Source organism: Bradyrhizobium sp. (assembly GCF_016219575.1).
Lineage (GTDB): Bacteria > Pseudomonadota > Alphaproteobacteria > Rhizobiales > Xanthobacteraceae > Bradyrhizobium.
The window spans coordinates 38,450-61,095 of the sequence record NZ_JACRMG010000010.1 but is presented as its reverse complement, the minus strand read 5'-3'; the positions used below and the strand labels follow the sequence as shown (position 1 = coordinate 61,095).

The following is a 22,646-nucleotide window of genomic DNA, read 5'->3' as shown; positions in this document are numbered from 1 at the left end:
AAAGCGCAGCGTGCCCACCATCGCGAGCTGAGCACTTGAAGGTGGGCACGGCGCAAGCGCCTTTGCCCACCCTACGTAGTGGTCTCACCGCCAGTGCAGCAGCCGCGCTTCCAGCAGGTTGATCAGTTTGCCGACCGCGAGGCCAAACACCGACAGCATCACCACGCCTGCAAGCAGCTGATCCGTCTGCATGAGGTTGCCGGCCTGCAGCACGAAGGCGCCGATGCCGAATTGCGCGCCGATCATCTCGGCGCTGACCACCAGCAGCAGCGCCACCGAGGCGGTGATGCGGAAGCCGGCGAGGATCGAGGGCAGTGCGCCAGGCCAGATCACCCGCCGCACGATGGCGTGGAACGGCACGTTGAAACTCTGCGCCATGCGGATCAGGTTGCGCGGCACTGCGTCGACGCCACTATAGACGGATATCGCGGTCGAGAAGAAAACGCCGAGCGCGATGGTCGCGATCTTCGGCTCCTCGCCGATCCCGAGCCACAGGATCAGCAGCGGCAGCAGCGCGATCTTCGGAATCGGAAACAACGCGGAGATGAAGGTGATGCCGATGCTGCGCGCCAGCGTCGACAAGCCGATCGCAAAGCCTACCAGCACGCCGGCGGCGGTGCCGATGATCCAGCCCGAGCCGATCCGCATGACCGACCAGGAGACGTGCTGCCACAGCGCGCCCGAACTGGCGAGCTTCCAGATCGCGACCGCAATGGCCGAGGGCGGCGGCAGGAACAGCGGGTTGACCCAGCCGGCGCTGCCGGCGAGCTGCCACAGCGCGACCACGACCGCGAGCGCGATCCAGCCGCCATGGCGCCCCGCGCTCGGCGCGAATCCGCCGCCACGGAATTCGACCGGCCGCGGCTTCTCCGCCGCCGCGCCTTCCGTCTCCTGCGGCGCGCGGTCAAGCATGCTGGACCTCGCGCTCGGCGTCGATCGCCTCTGAGCGGATCAGCGACCACAATTCGCCTTGCAGCGCCGTCAGGCGGTTGCGCGCCTCGGCCGCGCCGCGTTCGCCGCGCGTCATCGGTATGGTGACGGTCTCGCGCACCCGGCCCGGGCGGCGCGACAGCACCACGATGCGGTCGGCAAGCCGCACGGCTTCCTCCAGATTATGCGTGACATAGACCGCGCCCATGGCGCCGTCGGCGAGCAGGCGGACAAAATCCTCCATCAGGAGCTCGCGGGTCTGCGAATCCAGCGCCGACAGCGGCTCGTCCATCAGCAGGATCGCCGGCCGCACCGCGAGCGCGCGGGCAATGCCGACACGCTGGCGCATGCCGCCGGAAAGCTGCTTTGGGTAGGCGCCGCTGAAATCCGCGAGGCCGGTGCGGCGCAGAGCGTCGTCGACCACCGTGCGGCGCGCGGTTGCGGAAAGGCCCGCAGTCTCCAGCGGAAAGGCGACGTTGCCTTCCACCGTGCACCAGGGCAGCAGCGCAAAATCCTGGAACACGAAGGTCAGCGGATTGAGGCTGCCGGCCGGCGGCGCACCGCGCAGTTCGGCTGCGCCCTTCGTCGGCTGCAACAGGCCGCCGAGGATCGACAGCAGCGTGCTCTTGCCGCAGCCGGAGGGCCCCACGATCGCCACCACCTCGCCCGCCGCGACCTCGAACGAGACGTCGTCGAGCACCTCGAGCGCGCCGAAACGATGACTGATATGGTCGGCGATCAGGTCCATTTCATTCGCATTGTTTCCTGCGGCTCTCTCCTCGTCATGCCCGGGCTTGACCCGGGCATCCACGTCTTTCAATTCTGCAGCAACCAAAGGCGTGGATGGCCGGGACAAGCCAGGCCATGACGAAAGAGCATTAATCCGCCTTCACATATTCCTTTGCCAGGATCGCATCGACGCCAAATCCCTTGTCGACAAAACCCTGCTCCTGCAGCCATTCGATCTGGTTGGCGACGTTCTTCACGTCCAGCTTGCCGTCGGGATCGATATAGGCGCAGTTGCCTACCACCTGCTCGACCGGCAGGTTGGTGTACTTGGCGATGATCTCGAGCAGCGGCCTGGTCTTGTCGTTGATCTCGGCCTTGCCGCCCTTCACCGACGCCAGGATCACGTCGTGATATTCGCGGTCGGCGCGCACCAGCGCAGCCAGCAGCTTGGTCACCAGCGGCGCGCTGGACAGCGTCTTCGGCGAGGCGAACACCGCGCCGAGCTGCCAGGGCGTCTCGTCGCCGACCCAGCCCAAAAACTTTGCGCCGTCCGTTTCCATCAACGGTCGAGCGGTCGAGACCGGCAAGAGCGCGGCATCGACCGTCTCGCCCTTCAAAGCGGCGGCCGCATTCGACAGCGATTGCAGCGGCAGCACCTTCACGTCGGCAAGCCTGAACTTGTACTTGTCGGCGAGCAGCCCGAGCGAATAGTGGAAACTGGAACCGACCTGCGTGACTGCCACGCGCTTGCCGGCGAGATCCTTCGGCGTCTTCAATCCGGCGGCCCAGGCATTGTTGCTGGCAAAATAGCCGATCAGGGGATAGCCGGCCTTCTCGCGGCTCATGCCGCCGATCACCTTCAGCGTGCGCTTTCCGGCGAGATTGTAGAGCCCGGCCGTGAAGGCGGTGATGCCGAAATCGATGTCGCCCGAGGTGGTCGCCACTGCAATGGGCTGCGCCGCATCGAAGAATTTCAGCTCGATGTCGAGCCCGGCTTCCTTGAAATAGCCCTTGTCCTGCGCGATGAACACCGGCGCCGACGACGACAGGCGGAGCACGCCGATCTTCGCCTTCAGCGCATCGTCGGCCCGCGCCACCCCGCTTGCCGCCAGCGCGAGCAGGCCCGCCAAAGCGAGCCGCCAAAATCCCTGCATTCGTTTCCTCCGTCTCTTCTTCCGTAGGGCGGATTAGCGAAGCGCAATCCGCCATCTCGCGCGCGGCGGATTACGCCTTCGGCTAATCCGCCCTACAATCCCGCGGGCACGTTCTGGTCCCGCCCGATAAAGGCGCCCTGATCTTTGAGCTGTTGTTGCAACTTTTCCGGCGCGATGTCTCGCGGAATCGTATTGCCCGACAGCGCCAGCGCCGCCGCCAGGCCCGCCGCCTCCCCCATCGCAAAGCAGGCGCCGGAGACCCGCGCCGCCGACTGCCCGTCATGGGTCATCGAGGCACAGCGGCCAGCCACCAGCAGATTGTCGATGCGCTCCGGCACCAGCATCCGATAGGGCAATTCGTTGAAGCCGCGCGATTGCGGAATCGGCGGGAACCTGAACACGACGTCGCCTGCCACATGCTGCTCCATCGGCCAGCCGTTGACGCCGATGGAGTCCTCGAACGACGCGCAGCCGAGCACGTCGTCGCCGCTCAGCATATAGCCGCCGACCACGCGCCGCGTCTCGCGGATGCCGAGTTGCGGCGGCAGGTCGACGATGTAGGATTTCTCGAAGCCCGGCACGGTGCGCAGGAACTCGAACGCCTCGAGCGCCTGCCTTCGGCCCTCGATCTCGCCGCTCGTGAGATCGTCGGGCTCGATGCCGTTGATGGCGCGGCCATCGCTGCGCGAGATTTGCGTGAAGTTGACGCGCCATTCGATGCCCGATTTCTGCGGCCGCACGATCGCGCCCTTGCGCGGAAATGTGTGCGTGCCGGCAGCCACCGCCTTTTCCATCAGCGCCGGGATGGTCCGCCACGCCTCGCCTGCTCGCTCGGGATCGATGCCGTTGAGGCGGAACATCATGGAGGGATAGAGCATGTGGCCTTCGTTGTCGCCGACCTCGAAAGGCGCGCCGGCCCAGGCCGCGAGATCGCCGTCGCCGGAGCAATCGACAAAAATGCCGGCGCGCACCGCCTGGCGGCCTGCCTTGGTCTCCACCATCAACCCGTCGACGCGGCGGTCATCGTGCATGACGACTCCCGCGCCGAGCGCATGGAACAGAATGTCCACGTTGTGGTGCGCGAGCAGATCGTCGGCCGCGATCTTGTAGGCCGCGGTGTCGTAGGCCTGCGCAAGGATCTTGCCGAGGATCAAATGCGGCGCGTTCAACCCGCCGAGGCGATCGATTCGCGCAAGCAGGTCGGACGCAATGCCCTGCACCACCCGGTGCATCCGGCCATGCACATTGGCGTGCAGCCCGCAGAAATTGGTGACGCCCGCCGCAGTGCCCATGCCGCCCAGAAAGCCGTAGCGTTCGATCAGCAGCGTGCGACGTCCGGCGCGCGCCGCGGCGACGGCCGCTGCAATGCCCGCGGGCCCACCGCCGAGCACGGCGACTTCATACTCGCCGTAAACGGGCACATTCCGTGCGGGTTCTGTTATGGTTCCCAGCGACAAATCCAGTCATCCCTTCGCGGCCAGGGGCATCCTGGCAAGGCAGGTGGCCTTTTGCCATTCGGCCTTGCGGCAAATCAACCATTCCCGGCCGCCACGGTCTAGCTTCAGCCGCGATCCCCGGAGCGGACGATGAAGAAGCCAATTCTGGACAAGGCCGAGGTCGCCCTCGAATATCCCGACAAGTTCTACAGCGGCACGTTCGAGCGCTCGTCGCGCTTCGAGGCCGCCTTCGATGCGGTCGGGGTCGGCCTCGTGCTGGAACGCCCCGGCGATCCCGACGTCCGGAAGTCGGTTCATCTTCATGTCAATTATGGGTTACTTGCCGATATTTTCGCCCAGCTTGCCGCCACGGCCGGGCGAATTCCCGTTGACGAACCGCATCGTGAAATGCTGATTGAACGGGTGGCCGCACTGCATCATGCGGTGAAGGCCAGGTGAACATCCGAACCAAGGGTGCGGAATGAAGGTTGCAGTTCGTCTCATCGGCGCCCTTGCCGCAATCGCGGCTACGGGTTTTTCGTTCGTTGCCGAAGCCGGTGACGCCAAGGCCGGCAAGCAGATCGCCGAGCGCTGGTGCCAGTCCTGCCATGCCATCGGCGCCAACCAGCCGACGGCCGTCACCGAAGCACCGCCATTCGCGACCATCGCCAGGAAGCCGGACTTTGACGAAGCAAAGGTCGCGGCTTTTCTGCTCACCCCGCATCCAAAGATGCCGGACATCGGCCTGAGCCGTGAGTCGGCAGCCGATCTCGCCGCCTTCATCGCCAGCCAGAAATAGTTTCGGCCGATGGCCGCCGGCCTTGCTCCCGCCGCCCGGAACTGGGAAAACGGCCGGGACAAGGAGCGACGCCCTTGAAGCTGCCCCTCGCCCTTTCGCTCGCGCTGATCGCCGGCACCGCACCCACGCTGGCAATCGAGCAGAATTGCCGGTTCATCCAGGCCAGGGCCGAGCGGGAAGCGTGCTACTCAAGGCAGGAGGCGGAACTGGCGGCGAAGCGCAAGCCGCAGCCGACCGCGGACACCAAGTACATGGATACGATGCAGCAGATGCGGCGGGAGGATGCCGAGGTTTACCGCAGCCTGCGCGGCATCTGCCGCGGCTGCTGAACTTTTTTGTTTGAGCATGATCTTTTCGGAAAACCGCTTCACACTTTTCCGGATCATGCTCTAAGCCTTCGCGCTCCATCGCCCCGCGCGCTTCTCGGCAAAGGAGGCGAGGCCTTCGGCCGCTTCCGCGGTCTGGCGCCTGGCCGAGTGCAGGCGGACGAGGCGTGCATAGGCCGCGTCGTCAACGGCCATGCCGCCGAACGAGCTTTCCATCGCCAGCCGCTTCGTTTCGGCCAGCGCCTCCGGCGCATTGGCCAGCAGTTGCTCGACCACCTTGTCGCCGGCGCTGTCGAGCTCGGCGAGACTGACCACCTCGTGCACGAGGCCGATGCGGCGCGCCTCCTCGGCGCCAAAGCGTTCGCCGGTCAGCGCGTAGCGGCGCACCTGGCGCACGCCGATGGCGTCGCAGAGCTGCGGGATGATGATCGCCGCCGTCAGGCCCCAGCGCACTTCCGTGATCGAGAACATCGCGTTGTCCGCGGCGATCACGATGTCGCAGGCCGAGATCACGCCGGTGCCGCCGCCGAAACAACCGCCCTGCACCAAGGCCACCGTCGGCACCGGCAGCGTATTGAGCCGCTGCACCGCCTCGAAGGTCGCGCGTGAAGCCGCCTCGTTCTCTTCAGGCGATTGCGGCCGCACGCTGTTGATCCACTTCAGATCCGCGCCGGCCTGAAAATGCCGGCCATTGCCCTTGAGCACGACGACGCGCAGCGGCCTGGTGCCGAGATCGTCCATCGCCGCCAGCACGCCCTGGATCAGAGCGCCGTCATAGGCGTTGTTGACCTCCGGCCGGTTGAGCGTGACGGTGGCGACCCCGCGGTCGCTCAGACTCCACAGGACGGGCTTGGCCGGCATGGACGTTCCTCTCGTTCGGCTGATATTGTGCGGCACTATGGCGTAGCGCACGCCGCGCCATCCATCCCTTTCTGCCGATACCGACCGCGCCAGCCGCATGCCGCGCTGTTGCGCCCCGGCGCAAGGATGTGGAAACTGTCGCTCCATTCGCGAGCGGGACATCCCATGCGCATCTGCATCTTCGGCGCGGGCGCCGTCGGCAGCCATCTGGCATTGCGGCTGGCGCGCGCCGGCAACGAAGTTTCCTGCGTGATGCGCGGGCTGCATCTGGCCGCCGTGCGGCGCGACGGCTTGACGCTGCGCGTGGGCGGCGATGAATTCGGCGCAAAGGTCAAAGCCTCCGACAATCCGGCGGACCTCGGGCCGCAGGACCTTGTCATCAGCACGCTGAAGGCGACCGGCGTCGCCGCGCTCGCGACCGGCCTGAAGCCGATGTTGATGGATGACACCGCCGTGGTGTTCGCCCAGAACGGCATTCCCTGGTGGTATGACATCGGCCTGCCCGCCGGTCATCCCCCGACACCCGATCTGTCCTTCCTCGATCCCGGCGGCGCGTTGCGCGCGGCGATCCCCCGGGAGCGCATCGTCGGCGGCGTGATCTTCTCCTCCAACGAGGTGATTGCGCCCGGCGTGGTGGAGAATCTTTCCCCCGAGCGCAACATGCTCCTGATCGGCGAATGCGACGACCGCGAGGGTGAGCGCATCGCGCGGCTGCGATCCGTGCTGGAAACCGCACAGTTTGCCTCCGCGGCCGTGGCGCAGATCAGGGAGACGATCTGGTCGAAGCTGCTCACCAACATGTCGATGTCGATCATGTGCCTGCTCACCGGCCAGACCGCGCGCGCGGTGCGGGACGATCCGGCACTGAAGGACGTGATCCCGCAGCTGCTCGACGAAGCGAATTCGATTGCGCAGAGCTGCTATCCCGACGTCAAGCGCGTCACGCGCACCGGGCCGGCGCCGAACCACAAGCCGTCGATCCTGCAGGATTACGAGCTCGGCCGCGCCATGGAGATCGACGCGCTGGTGCGGGCACCGGCGGCCTTCGCGCGCAAGGCCGGCCTCGCGACGCCGATGATGAATCTGATGGGCGCGCTCGCCATCCAGCGCGCGCGGGACAAGGGGCTGTATGCGCCCTGACCGGCAGGCAACAGGAAACACGGGGAAGCAAGCATGCAAGTGAAGGGAAAAGTCTGTGTCGTCACCGGCGGCGCCAGCGGCATCGGCGAAGCGGTGGCGCGCGCCTATGCGGCATCAGGCGCGCGCGGCGTCGTGGTCGCGGACCTCAAGACGTCGCGGGAGCGGCTGGCTGCAGTCGCCGGCGATATCGACGGGCTTGCGGTCACCGCCGATGTCGGCCTCGAGGAAGACGTCAAGGCGCTGATCGCGGCGGCCGAGGCCAAATACGGTCCGGTCGATGTCTTCTTCTCCAATGCCGGCCTGTCGCGCAAGGGACAGGAGACGGCGTCCGATGCCGATTGGGACGTGAGCTGGCGCGTGCATGTGATGAGCCATGTGTTCGCCGCGCGCGCGCTGGTGCCCGGCATGCTGGCGCGCGGCTCGGGCTACCTGCTCAACACCGCGTCGGCCGCCGGCCTGCTCGCCTCGCTCAACTCGATGCCTTACGGCGTGACCAAGAGCGCCGCCGTCGCGCTCGCCGAACATCTTGCGATCCAGTATGGCGACCGCGGCATCCGCGTTTCCGTGCTGTGTCCGCAATCGGTGCAGACCGGCATGACCACGCCGGGCCCGAGTGCGGCGCGCGTGGACGGCGTGATGCAGCCGCCGGAGGTCGCGCGCATCGTTCTTGAGGCGATGGACGAGGAGCGCTTCCTGATCCTGTCGCACCAGCAGGTCGACGAATATTTCAAGCGCAAGGCAGCCAACCGCGACCGCTGGCTCTCCGGCATGCGCCGCCTGCGCGACAAGATCTACGGGGCGCGCTCAGCCTAGCCGTCGTCCCGGACGAGCGAGCGAAGCGAGCGCGATCCGGGACCCATAGCCACCGCTGTACATGGCTGAAGAACGCTGGAGCTCCAGCTCACTTCAACAAGCAATCCTGTGGTCATGGGTCCCGGCTTTCGCCGGGACGACTCGCGGAGGCAGTTAGCGCATGACCGCATCCACCCACGTAGCGAAGGCATCGAGAATTTCCGCCAGCACATCGCGGTCGTTGCGGCCCGAGCTCTTCAGCACGTGGAAGGAATGATCGGCGCCCTCGGCCAGATGCATCGTCGCGCGGTTGCCGAGGCCTTTCACGACCGGCTCGAGCAGGCTCACCTCCGCCAACGCATCCCGCGTGCCTTGCAGAAAAAGCATCGGGATTTTGACATCGGCGAGATGCGTTGCCCGGTCGGCCGACGGCTTCCCCGCGGGATGCAATGGGAAGCCGAAGAAGGCCAGCCCCCTCACGCCATCGAGCGGGCTCTTGGCCTGCGCCTGCGAGGTCATCCGGCCGCCGAAGGATTTTCCACCCGCGAACAGCGGCAATCCCGCGCACGCCTTGGCAGCTTCCGCCACCGCCGCGCGTACCGCGGCGTGCGCCAGCGCCGGCGGGTCGGGCCGCTTGCTGCCCTTCTCCATGTAGGGAAACTGATAGCGCAGCGTCGCGATGCCGCGCTCGGCGAGGCCCGCCGCAATGGCTTCCATCGAGGCGTGACGCATGCCGGCGCCGGCGCCATGCGCCAGCACGTAGCAAGCCCGCGCATCGGCGGGCCGCGTCAGCAGTGCCGAGACCTGCCCGGCACTGCCGACCTCGAACTTCAGTTCCTGCGACGATGTCATCCGTCCGTTCGCGGCTGCATCGGCACAGCCGCCCGCCTACGCCCTGATATTGTTGTCGCGGACGACCTTGCCCCAGAAATTGAGCTGCTTTGTGAAGAACGCGTTGAATTCGGCGCCCTCGGCGAGAATCAGCGTCATCATCTGGGTTTCGCGCAGCTTGGTGCTGGCTGCGGGCTCGCTGAGGATTTCACGGATTTCCTTCGCCATCTTGCCCGTGACATCCGCGGGCGTGCCCTTCGGCGCAAACACGCCCCACCAGGCCAGCGTCTCGAAATCGGGGAAGCCGGCTTCGATCGCGGTCTGCACGTCCTTCAGCGCCGGCAGCCGCTCGCGGCCGAGCTGCATGATCGGCCTGAGCTTGCCGCCCTCGAGCTGCGGCGTGATCAGCGCCGCAGAGCCTGCAATGAGATCGACATGGCCGCCGATCACGTCGTTCATGGCGGGGCCGCCGCCGCGATAGGGCACATGCTGCAGGTCGACGCCGGCCTTGCTGCCGAGCAGGGTCATGGCGAGATGGCCGAGCGTGCCGATGCCGACGGAGGCATATTTCACCGAGCCGGGCTTGGCCTTGGCGGCGGCAACGACATCGGCAAACGTCTTGTAGGGCAGATCGGCATTGGCCGCGATCACGTAAGGCGCGGTGCCCACCAGCAGCACCGGTACGAGATCTTTCTCGACGTCGACCGGCGGCTTTTCCAGGATAGTGGGGATCACCGCATGCGAATCGAAGGTGACGAGCCAGGACGATCCGTCCGGCGCGGCTTTCGCGACCTGCGCCGCGCCGAGCGAGCCGGCGGCGCCTGACTTGTTCTCGATGATCACGACGCGGTTGAGCCGTGTTTGCAGCGGCGCCTGCAGCAGCCGCGCCAGCGCGTCGGTGGAACCGCCCGGCGGGAACGGCACCACCAGGGTCATGGTATTGGATTGTGCCCAAACCGGCGCCGGGGCAACAGCCATCGCCGCCGCGCCCGCGAGCACGTCGCGTCGTGTAACCTTCATGGAAGTCTCCTCCTGATACCGCCGCGCTTTTTTGTCTTCGGCGTTAGCTTGTCCCAAAGCCCGAACCCGGCTTCTTGTACTCCGGCCGTGGCGGGCTGAAGATGTCAAGCACACGGGCGCCTTGCGGTCCAGCCCGCATGGTGTGCGGGACATTCCCCGGCGTGCGCCAGAAATCGCCCTTCTTCACCGCGATCTCCTCGTCGCCCTGGACGCGGATGGCCGAGCCTTCCAGCAGCACGCCCCATTGCTCCTCGGGGTGATGATGCAGGGTGCCTTGCGCGTTGGGCGCGATCGTCACCACCGAGAGCATCGCCTGCTCGCCGGCGAAGATGCGGGTCGTCACGCCGGCCGCGAGCTCGCGGAGCAGGCCGTCGGCGGGATTGTCGATATTGTGGAATTCGCTGCGCTGGCTCATCGCTCTTCCTTCTTTGTCCGTTGCTGTCGATCAGGCCTTGCCGTAGCTGCCCTGGTAGCGGCCCTCGCGGATCGAAAGCAGCGTCGCCTCCTCGCGGGCGACCTGCGCCTTGACCGCCTCCAGCAGCGCTGGCGCGGAGCTTTGCGAAAACGACACCACGCCGTCCTCGTCGCCGACCACGATATCGCCGGGCGATATCACGCAGCCCCCGATCGAGACCGGTACGTTGATCTCGCCCGGGCCGCTCTTGTAGGGACCGCGGTGAATAACCGAACGCGCAAAGCACGGGAAGTCTCCGGCGGCAAACGCCGCTACGTCGCGGATCGCGCCGTCGATGACGTAGCCCTCGGCGCCGCGCCATTGCGCGATGTTCTTCATGATCTCGCCGACCAGAGCGCGCGTCTCGTCGCCGCCACCGTCGACCACGATCACGTCACCGGGACCCACCATCTCCAGCGCGCGGTGAATGGCGAGATTGTCGCCCGGACGGGTCTTGACCGTGAAGGCGGTGCCGACCAGCCGGCCCGACCGATGGAACGGTCTTAGCCCAACGGAGCCCGCGAGCCGCGCGAGGTTATCGGAGATGATCGACGTCGGCGCATTCCGAAAGGCCTCGATCAGCGCCGCCGGCGGCTTGGCGACAGTACTCGCCGCAATGGTCACACTCATGCCGATCGATCCCCCTGGACTCCAGGCGCTTGCCGCCCGCGCGTTTCCTTACCGGTCAGGATTGCACGACGAGGGGCCGTTTGCCCATCGCATTCCCGTCAATCAGCCATAACGGAATTGGATGGCGGGAGGCGCCGCGTGCGACGATGTGAAATGCGCGCGAGGCGGAAATGGCGATCCCGGCATGACTCGAACATGCGACCTACGGTTTAGGAAACCGTCGCTCTATCCAGCTGAGCTACGGGACCGCGAACCCGCGTGGGGTTTCAGTGCCTCATACCAGAGCGGGAGGGCAACCGGAAGCCGGACGGAACGTCATAATTCCGCTTGCCGCCGCGGCGGCTCAGGCCAGGAACCGCAGGTCGGGCCTGGCGAACGCGCGGATGTCGGCGGTGCCGTCCTTCCTCGCGGACTTGAGCTCGATCGACAGCGCCAGGCATCGCCGCAGGGCGGCGTCGGCCTGCTTCATCTGGTTCCGCAGTTCGCGCTTGTCGAACAGAGTGAGCGAGGGATCGCCGAGGCGGCGCCATGCGCCGGCCAGCCACCGCTGCAAGGTGGCGATGTGATTCTGGATTTCCGGTTCGGTCATTTCCCGCTCGGCCAGAAGATCAAGGTGCTCGCGCGAATCGTAATGCTGATTCGGCTTTTGCCAAACAAATGATCGCAATCATCCGTAGTGATACGCAATCAACGCAGCGTCTTTTGCAGCGCGGCAGCGATTGCACGCGCGGCCCTGCCGGTTTCGGCGTGACAAGCGAGCCGGGAATGGCGACAATCTCCGTAAGAATACCGGGGGCGATACGCTCACCATTGCAACGCCCCGCCGGAACAACGGCGGGCCATCACAGGGAGAGGAACCCATGAAGCGCAGGACAGTACTCACCGGCCTCGCAGCAACGGCCGCCGCAGGTGCCCTGGGAATGCCGTCGATCCTAAGGGCGCAGGCGCCGGTCACGCTGAACGGCGCCGTGCAGTTCAACGACGACCACGCCTTCACCAAGGCGCTGACCCGGTTCGAGGAACTGGTGAAGAAATATTACGGCCAGCCCGTCAACTTCACCCTGCACAAGAACTCCTCGCTCGGACTGGAGAAGCAGTATTTCGAGTACATGTCGCAGGGCAAGGCCGTGGACTACGGCATCGTCTCGCCGGCGCACATGTCGACCTTCGCCAAGGCCGCGCCCTTCATCGATGCGCCCTTCGTGTTCAAGGGCATCGAGCACATGAACAAGGTGGTGGAAGCCGGCATTCTCGCGCCGGTCGCCGACGAGATCGCGACCAAGGCGGAAGTCGTGCTGATCGGCTATGCCGGCGGCGGCGTGCGCAACATCTTCGCCAACAAGCCGCTGAAGAACCTCGCCGACCTCAAGGGACTGAAGGTGCGCGTGCAGGGCGCGCCGATCTGGTCGAAGACGTTTGCGGCCGTCGGCATGAGCCCGACCGTGATCGCCTATAACGAAGTGTACAACGCCATCCAGAACGGCGTGATCTCGGCCGGCGAGAACGAGGCGGCCGGCGTGGAAGCGATGAAGTTCTACGAAGTGGCGCCGCATCTCAACCTGACCCAGCATGCAGTGTCGATCCGCCCGATCTGCTTCTCGGTGAAGACGCTGAAGACGCTGCCAAAGCCCCTGCAGGACGCGATCATGAAGGCCGGCAAGGAAGCCGGCGATTTCGGCCGCCAGCTGGAATCGAGCGAGGAAGCCGTCAAGCTCGATACCCTGGAAAAGGCGGGCAAGCTCAAGCGCGTGCCGTTCGAGGAGCGTGACGCCATGAAGAAGCTCGCCGATCCCGTGATGGCGACCTACGCCAAGGAAATCGGCGCCGAAGGCATCTACGAGAAGATCAACGTCGCCTGACGTGGGATGAGTTTGGGTTGAACTACCGCGAGATCAGAATTTCACCTCTCCCGTCGGGAGAGGTCGGCGCGCAGCGCCGGGTGAGGGGTTACGGTCTCTCGTTGAGCGCCGCCCCCTCACCCGATTTGCTGCGCAAATCGACCTCTCCCCGCTGGGGAGAGGTGCACCGAGTCCGCCAACGAGCGGCGCTTGCCGCTCCCAGTCTTGCTGCCCGCCCGGAGCGCCAATGACCGACATCCCGACGCCGTCCAGCCCGTCGCTCTGGCGCCGAGTGACGGCCCTCTATGCCAGGCTGCTCGAATTCCTGCTCGCCACCTGCCTGGGCATCCTCATCATCCCCGTCACCCTGCAGATCGTCTCGCGCTACACCGCGCTGATCCCGTCCTACATCTGGACCGAGGAGATGGCGCGCTTCCTGTTCGTCTGGACCATCATGATCGGCGCGATGGTTGGGGTGCGCGAAGCCCTGCATTTCGAGGTCGACGTCTGGCCCGAGCTGTCGCGGCGGGCGGAGGCGGCGGTGCGGATCGCAGGCCGGCTCGGCATCCTGGCGCTGGCGCTGGTGTTCGTGATCGCCGGCATCGAATTCACCCGCTTTGCCTGGAACCGCACGTCGGAGCTCGCCGACCTGCCGCTCTGGCTCATCCACGTCGCCTGGCCGGTGGCCGGATTCACCTGGATCGTGTTCGCGGGCGAACAGATCGTCGATGAGACCAAGATCCTGTTCAGGAGGGCGCCATGACCGGCACCGTGCTCTCCGCGGGCCAGGCCGCCGCCGTCCTGTTCGGCACCTTCGTTGCGCTACTGATCGCGCGCGTGCCGGTTGCCTTTGCGCTCGGGCTTGCCTGCCTGCCGATCCTGCTGATCGAGCCGCGGCTGTCGATGATGATGCTCGCGCAGGAGACCTTCAACGCCTACAACTCCTTCATCCTGCTCGCGGTGCCGTTCTTCCTGCTGACGGCGAACCTGATGAGCATCGGCGGCATCACCGATCGCCTGGTGGCGCTGTCGCGCTCCATCGTCGGGAGCTGGCCGGGGTCGCTGGCGCAGATCAACGTCGTGCTGTCGGTGTTCTTCGCCGGCATCTCCGGCTCCTCGACCGCGGACGCCGCGAGCCAGTCGAAGATCTTCATCGATGCGCAAACCAGGGAAGGCTACGACCTCTCCTTCTCCATCGCGATCACGGCGGTCTCCGCGGTGCTCGCGGTGATCATTCCGCCCTCGATCCTGATGATCGTTTGGGGCGGGCTGATCTCGACCTCGATCGCCGCGATGTATCTCGCCGGCATCGTACCGGGGCTGCTGATCGCGGGCGCGCAGATGGCAACCGTGCACGTCTACGCCGTGCGGCGCGGTTATCCGACCTATCCGCGCGAGACCTGGCGCGAGATGGTGTGTGCGGCCTGGCGGTCGCTGCCGGCCATGATGACGCCGTTCATCATCGTAGGCGGCATCCTGCTCGGCTGGTTCACTGCGACCGAATCCGCTTGTGTGGCCGTGCTCTATTCCATTGCACTGTCGACCTTCTTCTACCGCGAGACGGGCTGGCGCGAACTGTACAAGGCGCTGCTCGATACCGGGCGGCTCGCCGGCGTCGCGCTGTTCTGCGTCGGCACCGCCAGCGCGTTCGGCTGGCTGCTCGCCTACTACAAGATTCCGCAGGAGCTGCTTGCCAACGTCTCGACCTGGGGCATGGGGCCGATCGCGGCAGGCTTCTTCATCGTGTTCTGCTTCCTGGTGGTCGGCTGCTTCCTCGACGCCATCCCCGCCATCATCATCGTCGGCACGGTGCTGGAGCCGCTCTCCAGGTCGGTCGACCTGCACCCCGTGCAGTTCGCCATCATCTCGATCGTCTCGCTGGCCTTCGGCCTGGTGACGCCGCCGTATGGCTTATGCCTGATGATCGCCTGCGCGGTTGCCGGCGTCCGGCTGCGCTATGCGCTGAAGGACACGGTCATCATGCTGATACCGATGATGCTCGTGCTGGCCGCGCTGGTGATCTGGCCGGAAATCTGCCTGTTCCTGCCGCGCCTGATCGTGCCGGAAATGCTGAAATAGCCGCACCCGATTGCGCCAAGGGCTCGCGCGCAAGCGACCTTGTTGCCTGGGGCCTTACGTTGCCGCCTCTCAGGCTTTGGGCAACTATCCATTATACTGGATCGACCTGAAGAGATCGCGATGAGGATCTGCATCATTCCGGGAGTTCTGGCCTCTCTTGCCGCTACCGTCTTCGCCGCGGAAGCCGCGCCGGAACAACTCCGAGGCAAGTCTGTTGTCATCAGCTGGACCGAGCAGCGGCTGGAGCGCAATCCCGGCACCGGCCAGGAACAGACGAAATCCCTTCCGTTCGTATTCACGGCCTATGTGAGCAGCGCCGACCGGGTCTTCAATCGGCTGAGCGTGGGGCGGGGCGGCTCGTCCGACCAGGTTGGCGGCTCGAGGGACGCGACCGGATTTGCACCTCGCGCGGTTGCATTCTCCGGCCAACGGATAACGGCCACCAACACCTTTATCAGCGGTGGTGCCCGTCAGATTTCCGCCAGCTTCGATGCAGCGTTTTCGAGCTGTTCCGCAACCGTCGTCATCGGCAAGGGCGGCGGCAACAAGCCTATCCGGCAACGAACGATCGCCGGCGGGACCGTCGATGTCCTCTCGGTGAACGCCGGAGCAGCCAGCTGCGCCGTATCGCAAGGCAATGCGCTCGGCAATTGATCGTGACGCGAGAGCTACCATCGACTCACCGCGATCTCGGAAATGGTGGGTCGAGGGCTGCCGATCGCAACGCCCGGCGTCAGCCCGTTCCTGCCGCGTCGGTTATGCCGGAGATGCAAGTGAGTCGGAGCGATCGCCGCCCGCACCTCGACCCTTAGCCGCGAACGATAATCATTGTCAGCTTCCGCCTGTCGTCGGACGCGGCGAATGACAGACCTGCGGCGCCGTTCTCTAGACATCAGCGAACATTCACGTTTGAATGGCCGCTTCCAACGCCATCCGGCCAAGAACTGCAGGCGTGCATGCGGCGAAATCCTTTAGAGCAAAGCTGCCATTTCCTTCGAGAAGCATTGCCGCACCGAAGTGCCCTCGGCGAGGCCTGATACCTCCATGCTCGTCCCGAACCACAACGTACCTTTGCCGCAGTGTCTGGTATCCGCGAGGGACAAGGCTGCGGCGCCGATCTCGTGCGAGCCATGCAGTGCCGGGCTGCGCTGCTCGCTGCGCGAGCTGGAGAAGGGACAGTATCTTTTCTTCCAGGGCGATTCGCAGACCTATGTCTATAGAGTGCAAACGGGCGGGCTGGTCGCGTTCCTGAGCCTCGCCAGCGGCCGCCGACAGGTCGTGGATTTTGCGTTGCCGGGCGACCTGATCGGGTTCGGCTCGGATCATCAGTTCCAATTCACGGCCCAGGCCATTGCGCGCACCGAACTGCGCTGCATTCCAAGAGACGAACTCAAGCGCCGCTCGCTGGAGGATCCAAGGCTTGCCTGGACCTTGTACGAGGCCTCCGTCTCCCAACTGCATGACACCTATGAGCAACTCCTGACCACCGGGCAGCGGGCCCCGGAAGAAAAACTGGCGGCCTTTCTCGTTGCGATGGCACGGCGCAACGCGCGCCACGGAGGCGACCCGGCGATCATCCCCCTGCCGATGATGCGCACCGACATTGCCGACTATCTCGGACTGACATCCGAGACCATTTCGCGAACATTCACGCATTTCAGAACGAAGAAATTGATCGAGATCCGCTCGTATCGGCGCATCCGCCTGATCCAGCCGGAGCGGCTCGCGCAGTTGGCGAGTGGAATGCGGCTCCCTCAGACCCGTATCGGCCTGTTGCAGGCAGGACACAGCGCCAACGAGCGCGAGCTAAACTGATTGTAATCAGTTCGTCGCTCGTCGCGACGGTCGATACTTCCCGCAGAGTACCTGGCGGCCCACGCGGCGATCACCGTTCGCAGTGATCGGTGGCGCGGCTGCCCGAGTTGATGACCGAAGGTTCGGGGATGACGACTGGCGCGGTCGATCACAATGCAATCGTGCCGCGATGGTCGGTCGCGCAAGAGCGAATCAGTGACCATCTGGCACTGGTAAAGCCTCGCGTGATGGCGCTCGTGGTGTTCACGGGTGCGGTCGGCTTCGTGCTCGGCCGCGATCCAGTCGACTGGTTGGCGTTGGGCCCGATCCTCGGCGCCATGGCCGCAGGTGCCGGTGCCTGTGGCGCCCTCAACATGTGGTACGATGCCGATATCGACCAGCGGATGACGCGCACCGCATCACGGCCCATCCCGCGCGGCAGCATCGTGCCTGCCCAGGCGCTCGCCCTCGGAATCGTTCTTGCACTGGCGTCGACAACGGCCCTGGCCGTCATGGCAAACGGCCTTGCCGCCGCACTGCTCGCATTGACGATCGCGATCTATGTCCCCCTCTACACCATCTGGCTGAAACGCCGCACGCCGCAGAACATCGTGATCGGCGGGGCCGCGGGGGCGCTGCCGCCCGTGATCGGATGGGCTGCCGCAACCGGAAGCATCGGCCCCGGCGCAATCGCCCTGTTCATGCTGATCTTCTTCTGGACCCCGCCGCACTTCTGGTCGCTCGCCATTTATCGTGCGGACGACTACAGGCTTGCCGGAGTGCCGATGCTGCCGGTGGTCCGGGGCGCGCCGGAGACCTGTCGTCAAATCCTCATCTATGTCCTGCTGCTGGTCCCGATATCGTTCGCGCCGCTGGTGAGCGGCCGGCTTGGCATGACTTACGCCGCCGCTGCCGCAATCTGCGACGCGATCCTGATCTGGCGCGCCACTCTCTTGTTCCGGCTTCGTGCGGCACAGCAGGACCAGTTACGCAAGGCGGCGATGCAGCTGTTCCGGTTCTCGATCCTGTACGTGCTCGCATTGTTTGTGGCCATTCCGGTTTCGGTTCTGGTGTGGTGACGCGATGACCACGACAAGATCGCCGCGGCGCGCAGGGCCGCAATTAACAGACTTGAGGAACTAAGGGCGGGAGAGGAAATATGCAGGAGCACATTGGCGAAGTCACTCACGACCCGCCTCCGCATCACTGGGAGGTGAGCTGGGCGCCGATGGCGGCGGGATTCGGGGTCATGTTCCTCGTCGCGTTGCCGTTCTCCTCCTATTTTGTCTATCACAACCGGCTGCTGGCGGTGCTGTTCGCCGGCATCGGCGCCCCCCTTGTCCTGGCCGGCATCGCCAAGTGGATCCAGGAAGGCGCAAGCCAGAAGATGGCGATCGAGAATGTTTCGCCGATCGGCATCGGCGTCTTCATCATCGGCGAAATCCTGATCTTCATCGGACTGTTTGCAAGCTACTGGACGCTGCGCCTGAGCGCCGCGGGAGCATGGCCGCCGGCGGGCACGCCCCACATCGACAAGCTTCTGCCCCTGGTCATGACGGTCCTGCTCGTCGCATCGAGCCTGACCTATCACGCCGCCGAAGCCAGGCTCGATGCGGATGACAAGGCCGGCTTCATCAAATGGCTCGTTGCCTCGATCGTCCTCGGCGTCCTGTTCATCGGGTGCACGACCTATGAATACAGCCATCTGAGCCAAGCCGGATTCAATCCTGGCACCAACCAGTACTCGGCCGCCTTCTACACGCTGACGGGCTTCCACGCGGCGCATGTCCTCCTGGGCGTGCTGTCCTTTGTATCGATCCTTGTCGCCGTCACGCGGATAAGGATCAACCCGCTCTTCGTCACTGTCGTCGGCATTTACTGGCACTTCGTCGATGTCGTTTGGTTCTTCGTGGCGTCCCAAGTCTACTTCTGGTGAACAGGGATGGCGATGCCGCGTATTGGATGGAAATGCGTCGCGTTCGCGCTCCCGGCGTTGCTTCTCGCGCTGGGAGCCGCGGATGCGGCTACGCCGTATTTCCGCCGCGCGCCATCCGACCTCAATGCCTCGATCCTCCAGATCGACGAAAAGTCATTTCTCGGGCGTTCGATGGACGCCGAAACTCCGCTGATCGATCATACCGGCAGGACCTTCCTCTGGCGCGATATGTTCGGCAAGCCGACGATCCTCGTCCTTGCCTACTACACCTGTGACGGCAGCTGCGCGGTGGTGAACATGGCGCTGCTCGACCTGCTGAAGCAGGCGAAGCGCCTGCAGGCGGGGGTGGATTTCAACGTCGTCACCCTGTCGTTCGACCGTCACGACACGCTCGAGACAACCGGCGCCTTCCGCAAGCATCTCGATCTCACGCGCGAGCTTGCCGCGAACTGGACTTTCGCGACATTCAGCAATGAAGCGGATCTCACGACACAGACCGAGAAGATCGGCTTCAAGTTCTTCTGGTCGCCGGCCGATCGCATCTTCCTGCATCCCGGCGCCTATCTCTTCTTCTCGCCCGAAGGCAAGCTGGCACGCGTCCTCTATCAGCAGGAGATCGAGGGAAAGGACATCGAGCTCGCCGTACTCGATGCGCGCCAGGGACAATTCGCCCCCCGCGAGGTGATCAATTTCGCGCTGAGCCTTTGCTACAGCTACAACTATCAGGACGGTCACTACTCCCTGAACATGCCGCTGCTCATCGGGCTCGGCGCACTGACGAGCGGGCTGGTGACGTTCCTTGTGTTCATCCTGGTCTTCAAAATCACGAGACGCAAACGATTGATTGGAGCTTGAGCATGCGGATCTGGCTTGGCCCTGCCGCGGGGTTTATCGGCACGGTTTCCACCAATGCGGCCCTCGCGGAGGCCGCAAAGGAAACGATCATCAACAACCCGACCACTGCGTGGGACCACGCCTGGACCGAGGTGCTGATAGATCTGTTCATCATTGGCGGCATATTTGCCGCCGTGGCGGTCTATCTGCTGATCCGCTATCGCACGAGGGACCCCGATGCAGTCGGCACCGCGGCGCCGCTCAATCTGGAGAAGGCGCTGGCCTGGGCGCTGGTGCCCGCCGCCATCTTCATGGCCGACGATTTCCTGCTTTCGGCGAAGGGCTGGTCGTTGTGGAACATCCAGCGCACCGTTCCGCAGAATGCAATGGAAGTGAAGGTCACCGCCTATCAATGGTATTTCGAGTTCGACTACGGCAATGGCGTGACCGCGACCGACCTCGTCGTTCCCGTCGGCAAGCCCGTGGTCATGCGCATGACGTCGAATGATGTGATCCATTCCTTCGGGCTGAACGAGTATCGGCTCAAGGAAGACATCGTGCCGGGCCGCATCACGCATTTGTGGTTCTTGCCCGACCGGCCACGCGAGACGGACCTGATCTGCGTCGAATTCTGCGGCAACAGCCATTCCGAGATGACGAGCAAGGTCAAAGCCGTTTCGAAGGCGGATTTCGATGCCTGGATGACCAAGAGCCTGAAGAAGGCGGAAGACCGCCGGCATCTGAAACTTGCGGTTTCGAGCGAAACTGCGCCAGCACAACAGTGATTCCGGGGAGCGCGATGTCAGCAATAGCAGAAATTGAAACAGCAACGGTCAAGTCCGGATTCAGACTGAGCGAGTGGGTCTTCACCACCGATCACAAGCGAATCGGGATTCTGTATCTGATCGGCTCGATGGCCGCCTTCCTGGTCGCGGGCCTGATGGCGCTCGGCATCCGTATCGAGCAAACGGCGATCGGCGAATCCGGTCTGATCAATTACTTCGTCCTGGATTTCTCCAGGTCGATCTCGACCGGCACGGCATACAACGTGGCCCTCTACTTCCACGGCGCGGCGATGATCCTCGCCTTTCTCATCCCGGGCCTCACGGGCTTTGCCGCGAACTATCTGGTGCCGCTGATGCTGGGTGCGCGCGACGTGGCTTTTCCGCGCATCAACGCGCTGAGCCTGTGGCTGTTCTGGGCCGCCATCGTCGTGGCTCTGCTCACCTTCCTGGTACCGGACAAGCCGGACGTGCTGTGGACGGGTTATCCGCCCTATTCGATCACCACGCCCGGCAACACCGCGTTGTACGTCTTTACCGTCCACCTCATCGGCTTCGCCTCCATCCTCGGCGCGGTGAATTTCCTGGTCACGATCATCTACATGCGCGCGCCCGGCATGGGCTGGAACCAGATGAACATGTTCGTCTGGACGACCTTCGGGGCCTTCATGATCCAGATCGTCTTCGTCCCGGTGCTGGCCGCGGCAGTGACGCTCCTGTTGTTCGACAAGTATCTCGGCACCGGATTCTTCGACGCAGCCCGCGGCGGCGATCCGCTGCTGTATCAGAACCTGTTCTGGTTCTATTCGCACCCTGCGGTCTACGTCATCTTCCTCCCTGCCATGGGATTGCTGTACGAGATTGTCGCGACCCAGGCCAAGAACCCGATCTTCAACTACAAGGCCGCCGTCTATGGGGGCATCATCGGCATCCTCGTCATCACAGGCGAGGTCTGGGTACATCATCTCTACATCGCTGGAATGCCGGATTGGCTGCGTATCGGCATGATGGTCACGACCCTGCTGATCTCGGTGCCGGTCGGTCTGATGGTGATCTCGCTGTGGGGCACGCTCTACAAGGGAGCGATCACCTACAACATCGCCATGCGCTATGTGGTCGTGTGCATGTTCCTGATCCTGGTGGGTGGCCTAACCGGAATTCCCCTGGCCATCACGTCGCTGAACCTGCACCTGTCGGAGACGAGCTTCGTCCATGCCCATTTCCACTTCATCATGGGACTGATGGCGACCTACTCGCTGTTCGCCGCGATCTATTTCTGGTTCCCGAAGATGACGGGACGGTCCGCGGATGACGGGATCGCCAAGCTTGCCTTCTGGTGCAACGTCCTGGGCACCCAACTCACCTTCTGGCCGCTGTTCATCATCGGCGTGGAAGGCATGCCGCGCCGCTACTGGGACTACGCGATGTATCCGCAGTTCCAGCCCTATCACAAGGTGGCGACCATCGGCGCGCTGATCACCGCCGTAGGGATCGTGCTGATGATGGCCGGCTGGATCCATGCGGCCATTCGCGGCCGCAAGACGTCGACGAATCCGTGGAAGTCGCGCTCGCTCGAATGGACGAACACCGAGAGCCCTCCCGGACCAGGCAACTTCCCGAAACCGGTTCAAGTAGGCAAGGACTGGACGCCCTATGACTATCATCGCTGAAACCCCGGGCCGAGGCGGCGACCCGGCAGAGACCGCCCGCGCGGACGTCTCGACACGACAGGACGGCAGGCCCGGTTCGAAGGTTTGGACGGCACTCGCCTTCTTCGTCGGACTGGCACTGCTGATGTACGTGAGCATCATGTTCAAGATCATGAAGTTTGGACCGTGACCTGACATGATTGCCCACGCGGACCTGATCCATGTGCTGGCGCTGGTGAATGCGTCGATCTTGGCCACACTTACCCTTGGGTATGTGTGCATTCGCCGGGGGAGCCGCGATGGACATCGCCGGGTGATGTCCATCGCGATCGCTCTCGGGTGCGGCTTCCTGGCGATCTATTTCTACTATCACTTCAGCGCGGGAGTGGCGAAGTTCGGCGGCCAGGGAATGATCCGGCCGGTCTATTTCTCACTCCTCACGGTGCATACCTTGATGGCCGCCATCGCAGGATTGCTGATTCCGGCGGCGTTCTTGCACGCCATTGCCGGCCATTTCGTTCAACACCAGCGTCTGGCGCGATGGGCGTTGCCGATCTGGCTGTTCGTCGCGGCGTCGGGTTTGGCCGTCTACGCCATGGCGGTGCACCTGTTCCCGATTGCAGTCAGCTAGC

General features: G+C 64.5%; 27 protein-coding genes and 1 tRNA gene. 17 read left to right on the top strand and 11 right to left on the bottom strand.

Features of this window, described 5'->3' with window-relative positions:
- Window positions 1-84: 84 nt before the first annotated feature.
- The 4 genes from HZB49_RS11540 to HZB49_RS11525 form a co-directional block, all read right to left on the bottom strand.
- Window positions 85-912 carry an ABC transporter permease gene (locus HZB49_RS11540; protein WP_291611324.1) on the bottom strand — a complete coding sequence of 276 codons (828 nt, stop codon included), beginning with the start codon at window positions 910-912 and terminating at the stop codon, window positions 85-87.
- Entirely contained in the window at window positions 905-1,678 is a 774-nt protein-coding gene (locus HZB49_RS11535) for an ABC transporter ATP-binding protein (protein ID WP_291611322.1), read from the bottom strand. The genes HZB49_RS11540 and HZB49_RS11535 overlap by 8 nt, the downstream gene beginning before the upstream one ends.
- Before the next feature lie 130 nt (window positions 1,679-1,808).
- Window positions 1,809-2,813 (bottom strand): ABC transporter substrate-binding protein, encoded by a 1,005-nt coding sequence (locus tag HZB49_RS11530; RefSeq protein WP_291611319.1) that lies wholly within the window; start codon window positions 2,811-2,813, stop codon window positions 1,809-1,811.
- A 92-nt stretch (window positions 2,814-2,905) separates the two neighbouring features.
- Window positions 2,906-4,270, bottom strand: a complete 1,365-nt coding sequence (locus HZB49_RS11525) for an FAD-dependent oxidoreductase (protein WP_291611317.1) — start codon at window positions 4,268-4,270, stop codon at window positions 2,906-2,908.
- 129 nt (window positions 4,271-4,399) lie between these two features.
- On the opposite strand from HZB49_RS11525, the gene HZB49_RS11520 reads away from it, so the two are divergent.
- The 3 genes from HZB49_RS11520 to HZB49_RS11510 all read left to right on the top strand — a co-directional run bounded on the left by HZB49_RS11520 (window position 4,400) and on the right by HZB49_RS11510 (window position 5,377).
- A complete protein-coding gene (locus tag HZB49_RS11520; RefSeq protein ID WP_291611315.1) occupies window positions 4,400-4,708 on the top strand; it encodes a hypothetical protein in 309 nt (102 codons plus the stop codon).
- Window positions 4,709-4,730: 22 nt separating this feature from the next.
- Window positions 4,731-5,048 (top strand): cytochrome c, encoded by a 318-nt coding sequence (locus HZB49_RS11515; protein ID WP_291611313.1) that lies wholly within the window; start codon window positions 4,731-4,733, stop codon window positions 5,046-5,048.
- 74 nt (window positions 5,049-5,122) lie between these two features.
- On the top strand, window positions 5,123-5,377 hold the full coding sequence (locus tag HZB49_RS11510) for a hypothetical protein (protein ID WP_291611311.1): 255 nt from the start codon (window positions 5,123-5,125) through the stop codon (window positions 5,375-5,377).
- Between the two features lie 60 nt (window positions 5,378-5,437).
- Here HZB49_RS11510 and HZB49_RS11505 read toward each other — a convergent pair whose 3' ends face one another.
- On the bottom strand, window positions 5,438-6,235 hold the full coding sequence (locus HZB49_RS11505; protein ID WP_291611309.1) for an enoyl-CoA hydratase-related protein: 798 nt from the start codon (window positions 6,233-6,235) through the stop codon (window positions 5,438-5,440).
- 165 nt (window positions 6,236-6,400) lie between these two features.
- On the opposite strand from HZB49_RS11505, the gene HZB49_RS11500 reads away from it, so the two are divergent.
- Both HZB49_RS11500 and HZB49_RS11495 read left to right on the top strand, forming a co-directional pair.
- Entirely contained in the window at window positions 6,401-7,375 is a 975-nt protein-coding gene (locus HZB49_RS11500; RefSeq protein WP_291611307.1) for a ketopantoate reductase family protein, read from the top strand.
- Between the two features lie 33 nt (window positions 7,376-7,408).
- Complete coding sequence (locus HZB49_RS11495; RefSeq protein ID WP_291611305.1) at window positions 7,409-8,188, top strand: SDR family oxidoreductase; 780 nt, start codon at window positions 7,409-7,411, stop codon at window positions 8,186-8,188.
- Window positions 8,189-8,341: 153 nt separating this feature from the next.
- Here HZB49_RS11495 and HZB49_RS11490 read toward each other — a convergent pair whose 3' ends face one another.
- From HZB49_RS11490 to HZB49_RS11465, 6 genes are all read right to left on the bottom strand, one after another.
- Window positions 8,342-9,019, bottom strand: coding sequence for an alpha/beta family hydrolase (locus tag HZB49_RS11490; protein WP_291611303.1), 678 nt, complete (start codon window positions 9,017-9,019; stop codon window positions 8,342-8,344).
- Between the two features lie 36 nt (window positions 9,020-9,055).
- Window positions 9,056-10,018, bottom strand: coding sequence for a tripartite tricarboxylate transporter substrate-binding protein (locus HZB49_RS11485; protein ID WP_291611301.1), 963 nt, complete (start codon window positions 10,016-10,018; stop codon window positions 9,056-9,058).
- Between the two features lie 43 nt (window positions 10,019-10,061).
- The gene (locus HZB49_RS11480; RefSeq protein ID WP_291611300.1) at window positions 10,062-10,433 is read right to left on the bottom strand and encodes a cupin domain-containing protein; all 372 of its coding nucleotides are present in this window, start codon (window positions 10,431-10,433) and stop codon (window positions 10,062-10,064) included.
- Between the two features lie 30 nt (window positions 10,434-10,463).
- A complete protein-coding gene (locus HZB49_RS11475) occupies window positions 10,464-11,102 on the bottom strand; it encodes an RraA family protein (protein ID WP_291611298.1) in 639 nt (212 codons plus the stop codon).
- A gap of 171 nt (window positions 11,103-11,273) precedes the next feature.
- Window positions 11,274-11,350, bottom strand: a tRNA-Arg gene (locus HZB49_RS11470).
- Window positions 11,351-11,445: 95 nt separating this feature from the next.
- Window positions 11,446-11,691, bottom strand: coding sequence for a hypothetical protein (locus HZB49_RS11465; protein ID WP_291611296.1), 246 nt, complete (start codon window positions 11,689-11,691; stop codon window positions 11,446-11,448).
- A 271-nt stretch (window positions 11,692-11,962) separates the two neighbouring features.
- Here HZB49_RS11465 and HZB49_RS11460 point away from each other — a divergent pair, with 271 nt between their 5' ends.
- The 12 genes from HZB49_RS11460 to HZB49_RS11405 all read left to right on the top strand — a co-directional run bounded on the left by HZB49_RS11460 (window position 11,963) and on the right by HZB49_RS11405 (window position 22,645).
- Complete coding sequence (locus HZB49_RS11460; RefSeq protein WP_291611294.1) at window positions 11,963-12,961, top strand: TRAP transporter substrate-binding protein; 999 nt, start codon at window positions 11,963-11,965, stop codon at window positions 12,959-12,961.
- Window positions 12,962-13,187: 226 nt separating this feature from the next.
- Window positions 13,188-13,703 carry a TRAP transporter small permease gene (locus HZB49_RS11455; RefSeq protein ID WP_291611292.1) on the top strand — a complete coding sequence of 172 codons (516 nt, stop codon included), beginning with the start codon at window positions 13,188-13,190 and terminating at the stop codon, window positions 13,701-13,703.
- Window positions 13,700-15,019 carry a TRAP transporter large permease gene (locus HZB49_RS11450; protein ID WP_291611290.1) on the top strand — a complete coding sequence of 440 codons (1,320 nt, stop codon included), beginning with the start codon at window positions 13,700-13,702 and terminating at the stop codon, window positions 15,017-15,019. Before HZB49_RS11455 ends, HZB49_RS11450 begins: the two co-directional genes overlap by 4 nt.
- A 39-nt stretch (window positions 15,020-15,058) precedes the next feature.
- A complete protein-coding gene (locus HZB49_RS11445) occupies window positions 15,059-15,673 on the top strand; it encodes a hypothetical protein (RefSeq protein ID WP_291611288.1) in 615 nt (204 codons plus the stop codon).
- 390 nt (window positions 15,674-16,063) lie between these two features.
- A complete protein-coding gene (locus HZB49_RS11440; protein WP_291611286.1) occupies window positions 16,064-16,834 on the top strand; it encodes a helix-turn-helix domain-containing protein in 771 nt (256 codons plus the stop codon).
- A 128-nt stretch (window positions 16,835-16,962) separates the two neighbouring features.
- A complete protein-coding gene (locus HZB49_RS11435; protein WP_291611480.1) occupies window positions 16,963-17,892 on the top strand; it encodes a heme o synthase in 930 nt (309 codons plus the stop codon).
- Window positions 17,893-17,972: 80 nt separating this feature from the next.
- Window positions 17,973-18,749 carry a heme-copper oxidase subunit III gene (locus HZB49_RS11430; protein WP_291611285.1) on the top strand — a complete coding sequence of 259 codons (777 nt, stop codon included), beginning with the start codon at window positions 17,973-17,975 and terminating at the stop codon, window positions 18,747-18,749.
- Between the two features lie 12 nt (window positions 18,750-18,761).
- Complete coding sequence (locus HZB49_RS11425) at window positions 18,762-19,604, top strand: SCO family protein (protein ID WP_291611283.1); 843 nt, start codon at window positions 18,762-18,764, stop codon at window positions 19,602-19,604.
- Between the two features lie 2 nt (window positions 19,605-19,606).
- Window positions 19,607-20,368, top strand: coding sequence for a cytochrome c oxidase subunit II (coxB, locus tag HZB49_RS11420; protein WP_291611281.1), 762 nt, complete (start codon window positions 19,607-19,609; stop codon window positions 20,366-20,368).
- Between the two features lie 14 nt (window positions 20,369-20,382).
- Window positions 20,383-22,035, top strand: a complete 1,653-nt coding sequence (locus HZB49_RS11415) for a cbb3-type cytochrome c oxidase subunit I (RefSeq protein ID WP_291611279.1) — start codon at window positions 20,383-20,385, stop codon at window positions 22,033-22,035.
- Window positions 22,019-22,204: a hypothetical protein gene (locus HZB49_RS11410; RefSeq protein WP_291611277.1), complete on the top strand. Its 186-nt coding sequence runs from the start codon at window positions 22,019-22,021 to the stop codon at window positions 22,202-22,204. The genes HZB49_RS11415 and HZB49_RS11410 overlap by 17 nt, the downstream gene beginning before the upstream one ends.
- Before the next feature lie 6 nt (window positions 22,205-22,210).
- Window positions 22,211-22,645 (top strand): DUF420 domain-containing protein, encoded by a 435-nt coding sequence (locus HZB49_RS11405; RefSeq protein ID WP_291611275.1) that lies wholly within the window; start codon window positions 22,211-22,213, stop codon window positions 22,643-22,645.
- Window position 22,646 lies beyond the last annotated feature (1 nt).